We start from the raw sequence: 13,522 nt of genomic DNA, 5'->3' as shown, positions 1-13,522 counted from the left end.
GTGTGTCCGGTGCCCCGCGTCACGACCGCAACCCGTCGCCTCGTGCCCCGGCGCCGCCGTGTGAGAACACCCACCACGGCGAGCGTCCGGCATCGCGCACACTGAGAAGGTGGGCGCGATGCCCCGCACCACCCCCTGTACCACCCGTACCACCGACCCAGAGGAGCTGCCACCGTGGCCATCTCCGTATTCGATCTCTTCTCGATCGGCATAGGCCCGTCCAGCTCCCACACGGTCGGCCCGATGCGCGCCGCCCGCATGTTCGTGGGGCGCCTGAAGAAGGACGGGCTGCTCGCGCAGACCACCTCCGTGAGAGCGGAGCTCTTCGGCTCCCTCGGTGCCACCGGCCACGGCCACGGCACGCCCAAGGCCGTGCTGCTCGGCCTGGAGGGCCACTCGCCCCGGACCGTCGACGTGGAGACCGCCGACGACGAGGTCGAGCGCATCCGCACCACCAAGCGGCTGCGGCTGCTCGGTTCCGAGATCGGCTCCGACCACGAGATCGACTTCGACGACTCCACCCAGCTGATCCTGCACCGCCGCCGGTCCCTGCCGTACCACGCGAACGGCATGACGCTCTTCGCCTACGACGAGACCGGTGCCCCGCTGCTGGAGAAGACCTACTACTCGGTCGGCGGCGGCTTCGTCGTCGACGAGGACGCGGTGGGCGCGGACCGGATCGTGCTCGACGACACGGTGCTGAAGTACCCCTTCCGCACCGGTGACGAGCTGCTGCGCATGTCCCGCGAGTCGGGTCTGTCGATCTCCGCGATGATGATGGAGAACGAGAAGGCCTGGCGCACGGAGACGGAGATCCGCGAGGGCCTCCTGGAGATCTGGCGCGTGATGCAGGGCTGCGTGACCCGCGGCATGTCCCGCGAGGGCATCCTGCCCGGTGGCCTGAAGGTCCGCCGCCGCGCCGCCAGCACCGCCCGCCAGCTGCGCGCCGAGGGCGACGCCCAGGCCCGCGCGATGGAGTGGATCACGGTCTACGCCATGGCCGTCAACGAGGAGAACGCCGCCGGCGGCCGGGTCGTCACCGCCCCCACCAACGGCGCCGCGGGCATCATCCCGGCCGTGCTGCACTACTACATGAACTTCGTCCCGGGCGCGGACGAGGACGGCATCGTGCGCTTCCTGCTCGCCGCGGGCGCCATCGGCATGCTCTTCAAGGAGAACGCCTCCATCTCCGGCGCCGAGGTCGGCTGCCAGGGCGAGGTCGGCTCCGCCTGCTCGATGGCCTCCGGCGGCCTCGCCGAGGTCATGGGCGGCACCCCGGAGCAGGTCGAGAACGCCGCCGAGATCGGCATGGAGCACAACCTCGGCCTGACCTGCGACCCGGTCGGCGGCCTGGTGCAGATCCCCTGCATCGAGCGCAACGGCATGGCCGCCGCCAAGGCCGTCACCGCCGCCCGTATGGCCCTGCGCGGCGACGGCCGGCACCACGTCTCCCTCGACAAGGTCATCAAGACCATGAAGGAGACCGGCGCGGACATGAAGGTCAAGTACAAGGAGACGGCGCGCGGCGGCCTCGCCGTGAACGTCATCGAGTGCTGACGCTCCGGGATTCACGGGCGCGGTGACGCGCTGACGCCGGGTGGCCCGAGAGGGGGTCGCCCGGCGTTGTCAGTGGTGCCCCGTAGGCTCACGGGCATGAGTTACGCAAACCTGCGCGAACTCCAGAGCGCGCTCACCACCGCCTCGGACATCGCCTTCTCCCTCGACGCCGCGCCCGCCCCCCATGAGGCCGACCAGCTCGTGGACGCGCTGCGGCGGGCGCTGACGGCTGCCGGCTCGCTGCGGGCGGGGGCGGGGGCCACGGGCTGCGCGGAGCACCCCAGGGGCCCGGTGGACCCGCTGTACGGGGACGACAAGGACCCGCTGCCGCCCGGCTGGGGGCGGTGTCTGCTGTGCAACGACCGCCGGCGCCGGGCCGGCGCGCAGCGTCGGGGCTGGCGCTGACCCGGGGCCCTCGGGCGTAACACCCGGATCAGTGGTTCAGGGAGGCCCAGAACTCGTCGAAGGACAGCACGCCGTCGGCGTTGCCGTCCTTCTTGTTGATCAGGGCCTGCGCCACGGTCTCGGTGACGTTGAAGTCGCCGAGCTGCGCCATGACGCTCTTGTACTCGGCGGCCGTGATGAAGCCGTCGCCGTTGACGTCGAACCGGTCGAAAGCCTTGCGCGCCTCGGCCTTGCGCGTCTCGATGTCGATGTCGGCCATGTGGGCCTCCCCTTGTGTGCGTGATTGACCGGCACAGATTAGCTGCCGGGACACCAGGTCCAGATAACGGTCCCAGTCCCAGTGCGGACCGGGGTCGGTGTGGGTGGCCCCGGGCACCTCGCTGTGGCCGATGACGCGGTCCCGGGTGACGGGGATGCCGTAGCGGTGGCAGACGGCGGCGGCCAGGCGTGCGGAGGCGTCGTAGAGGGCGTCGGTGAAGTACTCGGGCCGGTCGGGCCAGCCCTCGTGCTCGATGCCGATGCTGCGGGTGTTGTAGTCCCAGTTGCCCGCGTGCCAGGCGATGTCCTTCTCCCGGACGAACTGCGCGACGCGGCCGTCCGCCGAGCCCACCAGATAGTGCGCCGACACCTTCGCCCGGGGGTCCTGGAAGATCCTTCGGGTGTCCGCGAAGGTCTCCTCCGTCACGTGCACCACGACGAAGTCGACCGGGTGGGCGCGGGGACGGTCGGAGACCGTGTGGTTGGCGTCGTCCGCCGGGATCCAGCGGACGGGGGGAAACGCGCGCTCCATGGGGCCTCCCGTATCCAAGCGTTTACATAAAGATAAGAGATACCGCTGGTTTATACATGGATTTCAAGGCCGGTGGCGCAGGTCACCTTCGATTAACGGTCTCTCGCTTTGGCTCTTGAACACACCGCATGTCATAGTCGAGCCAACGACCCCCATTGACCCGGGCCAGGTCGTCATCTCGCCGCGGAACACACCCCGTTTTTCCGCGGCCAGCCGAAGAGACCCCCGCCCCGCCGCATGACGGCGATTGGGGGTCTCTTCGTTTTCGGGGAGTCTTCGGGGGTTCTTCCGGGGGTTCTCCCGGGGTTTCTCGGCCGCCGGCGGTTCAGCGGTCGGCCACGCGCATCTCGAACCAGGTGGTCTTGCCGCGCGCCAGCAGGTCCACCCCCCAGCGGTCGGAGAGCTTGTCCACCAGGAACAGCCCCCGCCCGCTGACGTCCATCTCCCGCACCGGCAGCAGACAGGGCAGCCCCCGGGAGGGGTCGCGCACCTCGATGCGCAGCCACCCGCGCCGGCGCAGCATCCGCAGCCCGAAGTGGCGGGCGCCGGTGTGGCGTACGGCGTTGCCCACGAGCTCGGAGACGAGCAGGACCGCGTGCTCGGTGAGCCGTTCCGACAGGCCCCAGTGGCGCATGACGACCGACTGGGTCAGCCGCCGTGCGGCCACTGCGGACTCGGGGCGCGACGGCAGCCGTACCTCGCCGAGCGTAGGGTCGCCGAACAGCTCCAGCGCCTTGAGCGCCAGCTCGTCCTCAACCGCCGGGGACCACCGCGCGGGGGCCGTTCCGACCCGCTGCCGCGGCTGCTCCGTTCCCTCCAGGCCCGCCATGCCCCCATCATGGCCGTCATCACGGCGACGGGGAGGGGAACGCCGGGATCCGATGGAGCGGAGCTCGCGCTTCCGTGGCGGCCGTCCGACATATGCCAGAGGCCGCAGGCCAATCGGGAAAACCTGACTGACCTGCGGCGACCCCGGGGGTGGAAAAGATCGCCGGGCGGGCGGAGGAAGGCCGCATCCGGGACGGGTCGCCCCTGCCGGAATTCCCCCACACGAGGCATGCCCCGGAATCCACGGCTCCGGGGCATGTCACCTCAACCTGCGGCGTCTCAGACGAACTTGGCCTTTCCGGGACCGTCCTCGACGAAGCTGCGCATACCGATCTCCCGGTCCTCGGTGGCGAACAGCCCCGCGAACCAGTTGCGCTCGATGGCGAGCCCGGTGTCGATGTCGGTCTCCAGGCCCGCGTCCACGGCCTCCTTGGCCGCGCGCAGCGCGATGGCGGGTCCGGTGGCGAGCCGGGCGGCCCAGGCGTGCGCCTCGGCGTACACGTCCGCCGCCGGGACCACGCGGTCCACCAGGCCCAGGGCGAGCGCCTCGTCGGCCCTGACCTGACGGCCGGTGAAGATGAGGTCCTTGGCCTTGGACGGGCCCACGAGCCGGGACAGCCGCTGGGTGCCGCCGGCGCCCGGGATGAGGCCCAGCAGGATCTCGGGCTGGCCGAGCTTGGCGTTGTCGGCGGCGATGCGGAAGTCGGCGCACAGCGCGAGCTCGCAGCCGCCGCCGAGGGCGTAGCCGGTGACGGCCGCGACCACGGGCTTGGGGATGCGGGCGACGGCGGTGAAGGAGTCCTGCAGCCCGCGCGACCGCGCGACCATGGCCGCGTGGTCCATGTCCCGCATCTCCTTGATGTCCGCGCCGGCCGCGAACACCTTCTCCCCGCCCCAGATGACCACGGAGCGGACGTCGTCGCGGCGGGTCAGCTCGTCGGCGAGCTCGCGGAGCCGGTCCTGGGTGGCGATGTCCAGCGCGTTCATCGGCGGTCGGTCCAGCCGGACGGTACCGACGCCCTCGGCGACCTCAAGATGCACAGTCATGAGGCTTAGGTTAGTGGGGGTTAACGACCGGCGGCCCGGTGCACTTGGTCACAAGTGCACCGGGCCGCCCGGTTCCGAACGCCGGTGCCGTCAGTCGGCCTGGGGGCTGCTCTTGCCCCACTCCGCCCACGAGAGGTTCCAGCCGTTGAGGCCGTTGTCCGGCTGGATCGTCTTGTCATCGGAGTTCTTCACGATGACGACGTCGCCGACCATGGAGTTGTTGAAGAACCAGGCCGCCGGCATGTTCGGGTCGCCGCCGCCGCGCTGGTCCTCCAGGCCCACGCAGCCGTGGCTGGCGTTCTCCGCGCCGAAGGTGGAGGAGCCGGACCAGTAGTTGCCGTGCAGGAAGGTGCCGGAGGTGGACAGGCGCATCGCGTGCGGCACGTCGGGGATGTCGTACTCGCCCTTGCCGTCACCCTTGGTGAAGCCGACGGTGGCGCCGTTCATGCGCGTCACCTCGTGCTTCTCGCTGATGACCATCTGGCCGTTGTACGTGGGGTTGGCGGGGGCGCCGGAGGATATCGGGATGGTCTTGATGACCTTGCCGTCGCGCTCGACCGTCATCTGGTGGGTCTTGGCGTCGACCGTGCTGACCTGGCTGCGGCCGACCGTGAACTTCACGGTCTTGGTCTGCGAGCCGTACACGCCCTCGCGGCCCTGGACGCCGTCGAGGTTGAGGTTGACCGTCACCTTGGTGCCGGCCGCCCAGTACTTCTCGGGGCGGAAGTCGATGCGGTCGTTGCCGAACCAGTGGGCCTTGACCGGAACCGACGGCTCGGCGGTCACCTTGATGGCTCGTTCGACGGCCTTGGGGTCGGTGATGCCGCGGCTGAAATTGACCGAGACGGGCATGCCCACGCCGACCGTGGTGCCGTCCTCCGGCGTGAAGTAGCCGACGAACGTGTTCTGCGGGGTGAGGGTGGTGAACGCCGCGTGCTTCGCGGACGGACGCCCCTTCTCGTCCTTGGCGATCGCGTCCACGGTGTACTTCGTGGAGGCCGCGAGGTGGCTGGACGGCTCCCAGGCCGCGCCACCGCCGGTTATCTTGCCGTCGATCGTGTTGCCCTTGGCGTCGGCCACCTTGACGGACGTCAGACTGCCCTTGTCCGCCGACACCTTGAGGGCGCCGCTGGTCGCGACGTCCTTGGCGCCATCCGTCGGCGCGATGTTCACGACCGCGTCCGACGGGCCCTTGGCGACCTTCTCGCCGTTCTTGCCGCCGTCGCCCGAACCGCCGCCGTCACAGGCACTGACCAGCGTCAGCACCGTTCCGAGCAGCAGGGCGGACAGCCCCACGCGGCGGCCCCGGCTCCCCGATATCGGCTGCACCTTCAAAACGGTACTTCTCCCCTCGCACGGCCCGCGGCCACGCGGCGCCCCCGAGCGCGGCACTCCGCGCGTTGTCGATAGATAACCACACGCCACCGACAACGCTGATCTGGTGAATGTCACCGTTCGGTCCCAAATGGGGGCGGTGATACGAACCGTGCGCCTGTGGTGAGGGCGGTGACCGAAGTGAAGCGGCAGATTCCAGCCAGGTCAAACCGGGGGCTCAGCCGAGCGCCGAACCCGCACGCCACTGATCCCACGACATGTTCCAGCCACCGAGGCCGTTGTCGGGGGCGACCACCCGCTCCGGGGACCGGACGACCTCGACGACGTCGCCGATCAGCGAGGTGTCGTAGAACCGGCCGGCGGGGCTCGACGGGTCGCCGCCCTGGGCGTCGGGCAGCCCGATGCAGCCGTGACTGACGTTCTGCGTGCCGAAGACGGAGGGGTCGGCCCAGTAGTTGCCGTGCAGGAAGGTTCCCGAGGCGGTGAGCCGCATGGCGTGCGGCACGTCCGAGATGTCGTACTCGCCCCCGAAGCCCACCGTTTCCCCGTTCATCCGGGTCACCGGGGACTTCTCGGTGATCACCATCCTGCCGTTGTACGTGTCGCTGCCCGGCCCGCCCGCGGTGACCGGCACGGTCTCCGGGGGCCTGCCGTCACGGACGACCGTCATGGTGTGGGCGGCGGCGTCGACGGTGCTGACCTGGCTGCGGCCGACGCGGAACCCGACGGTCTTCCACTGGCTGCCGTACACGCCCTGCGCACCGCGCACATCGCGCAGTCGCAGGTCGAGTGTGACCTCCGTACCCGGCTTCCAGTACGCGCGGGGCCGGAAGTCCAGGCGCGAGGAGCCGAACCAGTGGGCGGCGATCTCGACCGGCGGGCGGGAGGTGACACGGATGGCGCGCTCGACGGCGGCCCGGTCGGTGATGGGCCGGCTGAAGGCGAAAGAAACGATCATTCCGGTGCCGACCGTGGTGTAGGGCTCGGGGGTGAAGTAGCCGAGGAAACGATGCTCCGGGACATACGTGGTGAACATGCTGTGCCGGACCGCACGGTGGCCGGAGGCGTCCCGGGCGACGACGTCCACCGTGTAGCGGGCGGCGAGCCCGAGGCCGCCGGGCGCGGGCCGCCAGCTGTGCCCGTCGCCGGAGATCCGCCCGGGCACCGTCCGCCGGGCGCCGTCCTGGAACTCGGCGACCGTGACCCGCTCGAGCGTCCCCTCGGGCGAGCGCACCTCGAAGCGCCCGGCGGCCGGGACGTTGCCCGCGCGGTCGCGCGGGGTGATGCGGATCAGTTCGCTCGTCGGCCGGGCGTCGTCCACCATCAGCCGGGTCTTCGGCGCGACGACGGTGCACCCGGCGAGCGCGGCCAGGATCATCGCCAGCAGGGCGATTCCCCGTGCCGCGCGCGAGAGGGCAACTGTCACACCCGGCCCAACGACGCGCGTGGCCGCGGGAAACGAGGCTGCACTCGCTTGCTGCGCCCGATCACACGTGTGAGCGCATGCGTGGATCTGGGAAGAACGGGGAGAAGGACGAAATCGCCAGACACCCGGTCCCGGGAAACCGGGTGCCCGGCGCGCTACCCGAGAGCCGCCGGAGGCGAACACGTGTCGAGCGCACCCGAGCAAGAGCCCCGCCGGTACGCCGGGTTCGCCGACGTGTGGCCGGGCAGCCCGGAACCGCTCGGGGCCCGCTTCAAGGAGGCCGGCGACGCCACGGGCGGCGTGGCGGGCACGAACTTCGCGCTGTGGGCCGGCGGCGCGGAGGCCGTGGAGCTGTGCCTGTTCGACGACACGGACGGCGGCGGCGAAACGCGTCACACGCTGACGGAGTTGACGCACGAGATGTGGCACGGCTTCGTCCCCGGCGTGCTGCCCGGCCGGCGCTACGGCTACCGCGTCCACGGCCGCTGGGATCCCTGGACGGGCGCCCGCTGGAACCCGGCCAAGCTCCTGCTGGACCCCTACGCCCGCGCGGTCGACGGCGAATTCACCGCGGGAGGGGGCGGGGGCGGGGGCGCGCTCGCCGCCGAGCTGTACGGACACGTGCGCGACTGGCCGCAGCAGCAGATCGCCGACACCGTCCGCGACGAGCGGGACTCGGCCCCTTTCGTCCCCAAGGGCGTGGTCGTCGCCGATGACGACGACTGGTCGGACGACCACCGGCCCAAGACGCCCTGGCCCGACTCGGTCATCTACGAGCTGCACGTACGCGGCTTCACGATGCGTCACCCGGGCGTCCCCGAGCGCCTGCGCGGCACCTACGCCGGGCTCGCGCACCCCGCCGCGATCGAGCACCTGACCGGGCTGGGGGTGACCGCCGTGGAACTGCTGCCGGTGCATCAGTTCGCCCACGAGGACCACCTGCTGCGGCGCGGCCTGCGCAACTACTGGGGGTACAACTCCATCGGCTACTTCGCCCCGCACGCCGCCTACGCCTCCTCGGGGACGCGCGGCGAGCAGGTGGGCGAGTTCAAGCGGATGGTGCGCGCCCTGCACGCGGCCGGCATCGAGGTCATCCTCGACGTGGTCTACAACCACACCGCCGAGAGCGGCGAGCTGGGCCCGACGCTGTCGCTACGCGGCATCGACAACCGCCGCTACTACCGCCTGCAGGGCGACCCGCGCCGGTACGCCGACTACACCGGCTGCGGCAACACCCTCCACGTGGTGCGGCCCAACGTGCTGCGGCTGATCACCGACTCGCTGCGCTACTGGGTGACGGAGATGGGCGTCGACGGCTTCCGCTTCGACCTCGCGGCGGCGCTGGCCCGCTCCATGCACGACGTGGACATGCTCTCGCCCTTCCTCGCCGTCATCGCCCAGGACCCCGTGCTGCGGCGCGTCAAGCTGATAGCCGAGCCCTGGGACGTGGGCTCCGGCGGCTATCAGGTGGGCGCCTTCCCGCCCCTGTGGACGGAGTGGAACGACCGCTACCGCGACGCCGTGCGGGACTTCTGGCGGGGCGCCCTGCCGGACGTACGGGACCTGGGCTACCGGCTGTCCGGCTCGAGCGACCTCTACGCCTGGGGCGGCCGGCGCCCGTACGCCTCCGTCAACTTCGTCACCGCGCACGACGGCTTCACCCTGCGCGACCTGGTGAGCTACGAACGCAAGCACAACGAGGCCAACGGCGAGGGCAACCGCGACGGGACGGGCGACAACCGCTCGTGGAACTGCGGCGCCGAGGGGGAGAGCGCCGACCCCCGGGTGCTCGCCCTGCGCCGCCGGCAGATCCGCAACCTGCTGACGACGCTCCTGCTGTCCACGGGCGTGCCGATGCTGGTGGCCGGGGACGAGATGGGCCGCACCCAGGGCGGCAACAACAACGCCTACTGCCAGGACAACGAGACCGGCTGGGTCGACTGGTCGCTGACCGCCGACCCCGGCTGGCGGGCGCTGCGGGACCTGTGCGCCCGCCTGCTCGCCCTGCGCCGCGCCCACCCCGTGCTGCGCAGCCGGTCGTTCTTCTCCGGGCGGCCGCGGGGGGCGGACGGGCTGCGCGACCTGGCCTGGTTCACGCCGGGCGGCACGGAGATGACCGAGGCCGACTGGTACGCGCCCGCCGCGACGCTGGGGATGTACCTGTCGGGCCGGGACATCCCGCAGCGCGACCGGCGGGGCGCACCGGTGACCGACGACAGCTTCCTCGCCGTGCTGCACGCCGGGCCGCGCCCCTTGCGCTTCACCCTGCCGGGGCCGCCGTGGGCGACGGCGTACGAGCTCCTGGTGAACACCGCCCTGGAGGACCAGCACACGGCCCCCGGCCTGCGCAGGGAGGCGGGGAGCCGGATCTCCGTGCGGGCGCGTTCGGTGCTGCTGTGGCGGGTGGTGCGGGACGGGGAGGCACCGGAGCCGGAGCCGGCGGAGCGAGGTCCGAAAACCGAGTGAGCGCCGGCGCCGGCCGACCGTAGTCTCGGCCCTGATGACGGCAAACCGCGAAGCGCCTCCGCCCGGCGGACGTCGTTCCACCGTGCGTTCGCTGGCACGCCTGTGGCCGTATGCGCGCCCGGTGCGCGGCACCCTGCTCGTGGCCGCGCTCTGCGCCGTGCTGGCGTCGTGTTTCGGCCTGGTGACCCCGCTGGCCCTGAAGTGGATCGTGGACGGGCCGGTGGCCGACCGCGATCCGCCGGGGGTGTGGCTGGGCGGGCTGGTGGTGGCGCTGCTCGGCGTCGCGGAGGCCGGGCTGGCCGGGGCGCGCCGCATCCTGGTGGCCGGGCCGCTGGCGGGCGTGGAGGCCCGGATGCGCTCCGCCTTCTACCACCGTCTGCAGCGGCTGCCCGTCTCCTTCCACGACCGCTGGCCGTCGGGACAGCTGCTCTCGCGGGCCACGACCGACCTGATGCTCGTACGGATCTTCCTGTCGTTCCCGCTGACCTTCCTGCTGGCCAACGGGGTGACGATCCTGGTGGGGTTCGCCGTCCTGCTACTGCAGAAGTGGACGCTGGGGCTGGTGCTGCTGGCGCCCGTCGTGCCGCTGATCGTGCTGTGCTCGCTCTTCGAGGAGCGCTACTCCCGCGCCGCCCGGACCTCGCAGGACCGGGTCGGGGACCTGACGACGATCGCCGAGGAGAGCGTCCTGGGCATCCGCGTCATCAAGGGCTTCGGCCGGCACCGCGCCCAGGAGAGCGCCTTCGCCCGGCAGTCCGCCCTGCTGCGGGAGTCCGAGCTGCGCAAGGCGAGCCTGCTGGGACGGCTCTGGGGGCTGGTCACGGCCCTGCCGGAGCTCGCGATCGGGGCGGCGCTGGTGCTCGGGGTGGTCCAGGTCGCCGACGGCGACCTGACCGCGGGGACGCTGGTGGCGTTCCTGTCGACGGCCCTGGCGCTGCGCTGGCCCGTCGAGTCGATCGGCTTCCTGCTCGCGATATGCAACGACGCAGCGGCCGCCACGGACCGCTTCTTCGAGGTGATGGACGCCCCCCAGGCCCCGCCCGACGCCGCGCCGGAGGCCGGGCCCGCCGCCGGGCGCACCGGGTCGGCGACCGTCCGGGACCGCGGACTGCGCCTTGCGGGCGTGGAGTTCCGCTACCCCGACGCGCCGGCGGCCGCGCCGCCCGTCCTGCGCGGTGTCGACCTGCACATCCGGCCCGGCGAGACCATGGCCCTCGTCGGCACCACGGGCAGCGGCAAGACCACGCTGACCGCCCTCATCCCCCGCCTCCACGACGCCACCGCCGGGCGGATAACCCTGGACGGCCGGGAGATCACCGCCCTGCCCCGGGCGCGGCTGCGCGAGCTGGTGTCCGTCGCCTTCGAGGAGCCCACGCTCTTCTCCGCCAGCGCCGGGGAGAACGTCCTGATGGGCGCGGCCGGCGCCGGCGAGGCGGAGCTGCGGCGGGCCCTGGCCGTCGCCCAGGCCGGCTTCGTGCACGCCCTCCCCGACGGCCACCGCACCCAGGTCGGCGAGCTGGGCCTGAGCCTGTCCGGCGGTCAGCGCCAGCGCCTCGCGCTGGCCCGCGCGGTCGTCGGCAGCCCGCGCTACCTGATCCTCGACGACCCGCTCTCGGCCCTCGACGTGCACACCGAGGCCCTGGTCGAGTCGGCCCTGCGGGAGGTGCTGGCGACCACCACCGCCCTGGTCGTGGCCCACCGGCCCTCCACCGTCCTGCTCGCCGACCGCGTCGCGCTGCTCTCCGGCGGCCGGATCGCCGCGGTGGGCACCCACCACGAACTCCTCCGCGGCAACAGGGAGTACGCCTCGCTCATGTCAGGCCCGGAGCACCGCCCATGACCGCCCCCGACGACCACGACGTCCTGCCCGCCCCCCAGGGCGCCTCGGCCGCCCTGCTGCGCTCGCTGCTCGCCCCGGCCCGCGGCCGGGTCCGCCTCACGGTGGTCCTGCTACTGCTCCAGCAGGCCGCCGTGCAGGCCGGGCCGCTGCTCGTCGCGTACGCCATCGACCGGGGCGTGCCGGCCGCCCGGCAGCACGACTACGGCCCGGCGGCCGCCGCCGGCGCCTGCTATCTGCTGTGCGCCCTGGCCGCCGGGCTGATGCGGTACGCCGTGGTCCGGCTGACCGCGCGCGTCGGCCAGGACGCGCTGCTGGACCTGCGGGGCCGGATCTTCCGGCACGGCCAGGCGCTGAGCGTCGGCTTCCACGAGTGCTACACCTCCGGCCGGCTGGTCTCGCGCGCGACCACCGACGTCGAGTCGATCCGCGAGCTGCTGAACGACGGCCTGCAGGAGCTGATCGGCGTCGTCCTGTCGGTGCTCTACGTCACCGCCACCCTGCTGTATCTGGACCCGGGCACCGGCGCCGCGGCCATGGTCTCCTTCGTCCCGCTGGCCCTGCTGGTGCGCGGCTACCGCCGGCGCTCGATCGTGGTGCACCGCGCGCGCTCGACGGCCATCGCCGCGGTCATCGTGAAGTTCACGGAGACCATGAACGGCATCCGGCCCGTCCAGGCGTTCCGCCGCGAGGCCGTCAACGACGCGCACTTCGAGCGGCTCAACCTCGAGCACCGGCGGACCAACGCGGCGACCTCCGTGACGATGGCCCGCTATGTGCTCTCCTCCCGGCTGACGGCCAACATCGCGGTGGCCTCGATCGTGGTGTGGGACGCGTACCGGGTGGCCGAGGGCGGCCTGGAGCTCGGCGTGCTGGCCGCCTCGGTGCTCTATCTGCGGCGGCTGTACGACCCGATCGACCGGCTGGGGATGTTCCTGAACTCCTACCAGTCGGCGGCCGCGTCCCTGGAGAAGATCGCCGGGCTCCTGGCGCAGCGCCCCTCGGTCCCGGAGCCCGCCGTGCCCGTGGCGCTGCCCGAGCGGGGGGACGGCGGCGCCGGACGCGAGGTGATCTTCGAGGGCGTGCGCTTCGCCTACCGCGCGGGCGACGAGGTGCTGCCGCGCTTCGACCTGACGCTGCGGGCCGGGCGGACGGTGGCGGTCGTGGGCGCTACGGGCGCGGGCAAGTCGACCCTCGCCAAGCTCCTGGCCCGGTTCTACGACCCGGTCGAGGGCCGGGTGCTGCTGGACGGCGTGCCGCTGCGCGACCTCGCCGGGGCGCGGCTGCGACGGGAGGTGGTGATGGTGACGCAGGAGGCGTTCCTGTTCTCCGGCACGGTCGCCGAGAACATCGCGGTCGGCCGCCCGGACGCGAGCCGCGCGCAGATCGAGGCCGCGGCCCGGGCCATCGGGGCGCACGACTTCATCGCGGCCCTGCCGGAGGGCTACGACACCGACGTCCGCAAGCGCGGCGGCCGGGTCTCGGCGGGCCAGCGTCAGCTGATCTCCTTCGCCCGCGCCCTGCTGGCCGACCCGGCCGTGCTGATCCTGGACGAGGCGACGTCCTCGCTGGACATCCCGGGCGAGCGGGCGGTGCAGCACGCCATGCGCACGGTGCTGCGCGGACGGACGGCCGTTGTCATCGCGCACCGGCTGTCAACCGTGGAGATCGCGGACCGGGTGCTGGTGATGGCCGACGGCCGCATAGTGGAGGATGGTCGTCCGGCCGAACTCGTCGCGGCGGACGGTCAGTTCGCTGACCTGCACCGGGCCTGGCGGGACAGCCTCGTCTGAGCGCCCGTTATACGGACATCGATCTTTGGCCAACGGAC

Annotated in this window: 10 protein-coding genes and 1 pseudogene; 5 read left to right on the top strand and 6 right to left on the bottom strand. The window is 72.1% G+C overall.

Annotation, left to right across the window (positions count from 1 at the left end; genetic code table 11):
• Positions 1 to 174 precede the first annotated feature (174 nt).
• A complete protein-coding gene (locus J1792_RS20975; protein ID WP_086568208.1) occupies positions 175 to 1,557 on the top strand; it encodes an L-serine ammonia-lyase in 1,383 nt (460 codons plus the stop codon).
• A 96-nt stretch (positions 1,558 to 1,653) separates the two neighbouring features.
• A complete protein-coding gene (locus J1792_RS20970; protein WP_086568207.1) occupies positions 1,654 to 1,962 on the top strand; it encodes a hypothetical protein in 309 nt (102 codons plus the stop codon).
• A gap of 28 nt (positions 1,963 to 1,990) precedes the next feature.
• Here the strand turns inward: J1792_RS20970 and J1792_RS34320 are convergent, their stop codons facing one another.
• The 6 genes and pseudogenes from J1792_RS34320 to J1792_RS20945 form a co-directional block, all read right to left on the bottom strand.
• Entirely contained in the window at positions 1,991 to 2,221 is a 231-nt protein-coding gene (locus J1792_RS34320) for an EF-hand domain-containing protein (RefSeq protein ID WP_242646439.1), read from the bottom strand.
• Positions 2,222 to 2,272: 51 nt separating this feature from the next.
• Positions 2,273 to 2,737, bottom strand: a pseudogene (locus J1792_RS34315) (N-acetylmuramoyl-L-alanine amidase); the annotation flags it as partial.
• A gap of 340 nt (positions 2,738 to 3,077) precedes the next feature.
• Positions 3,078 to 3,635, bottom strand: a complete 558-nt coding sequence (locus J1792_RS20960; RefSeq protein ID WP_242705441.1) for an ATP-binding protein — start codon at positions 3,633 to 3,635, stop codon at positions 3,078 to 3,080.
• Between the two features lie 224 nt (positions 3,636 to 3,859).
• Complete coding sequence (locus tag J1792_RS20955) at positions 3,860 to 4,627, bottom strand: enoyl-CoA hydratase/isomerase family protein (protein WP_086568202.1); 768 nt, start codon at positions 4,625 to 4,627, stop codon at positions 3,860 to 3,862.
• A gap of 90 nt (positions 4,628 to 4,717) precedes the next feature.
• The gene (locus tag J1792_RS20950; RefSeq protein WP_372446145.1) at positions 4,718 to 5,956 is read right to left on the bottom strand and encodes a L,D-transpeptidase; all 1,239 of its coding nucleotides are present in this window, start codon (positions 5,954 to 5,956) and stop codon (positions 4,718 to 4,720) included.
• A gap of 223 nt (positions 5,957 to 6,179) precedes the next feature.
• Complete coding sequence (locus J1792_RS20945; RefSeq protein WP_207248162.1) at positions 6,180 to 7,340, bottom strand: L,D-transpeptidase; 1,161 nt, start codon at positions 7,338 to 7,340, stop codon at positions 6,180 to 6,182.
• Between the two features lie 231 nt (positions 7,341 to 7,571).
• Here J1792_RS20945 and glgX point away from each other — a divergent pair, with 231 nt between their 5' ends.
• Genes glgX through J1792_RS20930 form a run of 3 tightly spaced genes read left to right on the top strand, consistent with a single transcriptional unit; the run spans position 7,572 to position 13,484 of the window.
• Positions 7,572 to 9,854 carry a glycogen debranching protein GlgX gene (gene glgX, locus J1792_RS20940; protein ID WP_086568197.1) on the top strand — a complete coding sequence of 761 codons (2,283 nt, stop codon included), beginning with the start codon at positions 7,572 to 7,574 and terminating at the stop codon, positions 9,852 to 9,854.
• 34 nt (positions 9,855 to 9,888) lie between these two features.
• Positions 9,889 to 11,694: an ABC transporter ATP-binding protein gene (locus J1792_RS20935; protein ID WP_207247980.1), complete on the top strand. Its 1,806-nt coding sequence runs from the start codon at positions 9,889 to 9,891 to the stop codon at positions 11,692 to 11,694.
• Positions 11,691 to 13,484 carry an ABC transporter ATP-binding protein gene (locus J1792_RS20930; protein WP_086568194.1) on the top strand — a complete coding sequence of 598 codons (1,794 nt, stop codon included), beginning with the start codon at positions 11,691 to 11,693 and terminating at the stop codon, positions 13,482 to 13,484. The genes J1792_RS20935 and J1792_RS20930 overlap by 4 nt, the downstream gene beginning before the upstream one ends.
• The last annotated feature ends 38 nt before the right edge of the window (positions 13,485 to 13,522 follow it).

This window comes from Streptomyces triculaminicus (assembly GCF_017349075.1).
Taxonomy (GTDB): Bacteria; Actinomycetota; Actinomycetes; order Streptomycetales; family Streptomycetaceae; genus Streptomyces; species Streptomyces triculaminicus.
This window is presented reverse-complemented; position numbering and strand designations above follow the sequence as displayed.

Excerpts from the sequence above, each read along its gene's own strand:
- J1792_RS20970 (WP_086568207.1), top strand. The coding sequence starts at position 1,654 with ATGAGTTACGCAAACCTGCGCGAACTCCAGAGCGCGCTCACCACCGCC.
- J1792_RS34320 (WP_242646439.1), bottom strand. The coding sequence starts at position 2,221 with ATGGCCGACATCGACATCGAGACGCGCAAGGCCGAGGCGCGCAAGGCT.
- J1792_RS20955 (WP_086568202.1), bottom strand. The coding sequence starts at position 4,627 with ATGACTGTGCATCTTGAGGTCGCCGAGGGCGTCGGTACCGTCCGGCTG.
- J1792_RS20945 (WP_207248162.1), bottom strand. The coding sequence starts at position 7,340 with ATGATCCTGGCCGCGCTCGCCGGGTGCACCGTCGTCGCGCCGAAGACC.
- J1792_RS20935 (WP_207247980.1), top strand. The coding sequence starts at position 9,889 with ATGACGGCAAACCGCGAAGCGCCTCCGCCCGGCGGACGTCGTTCCACC.
- J1792_RS20930 (WP_086568194.1), top strand. The coding sequence starts at position 11,691 with ATGACCGCCCCCGACGACCACGACGTCCTGCCCGCCCCCCAGGGCGCC.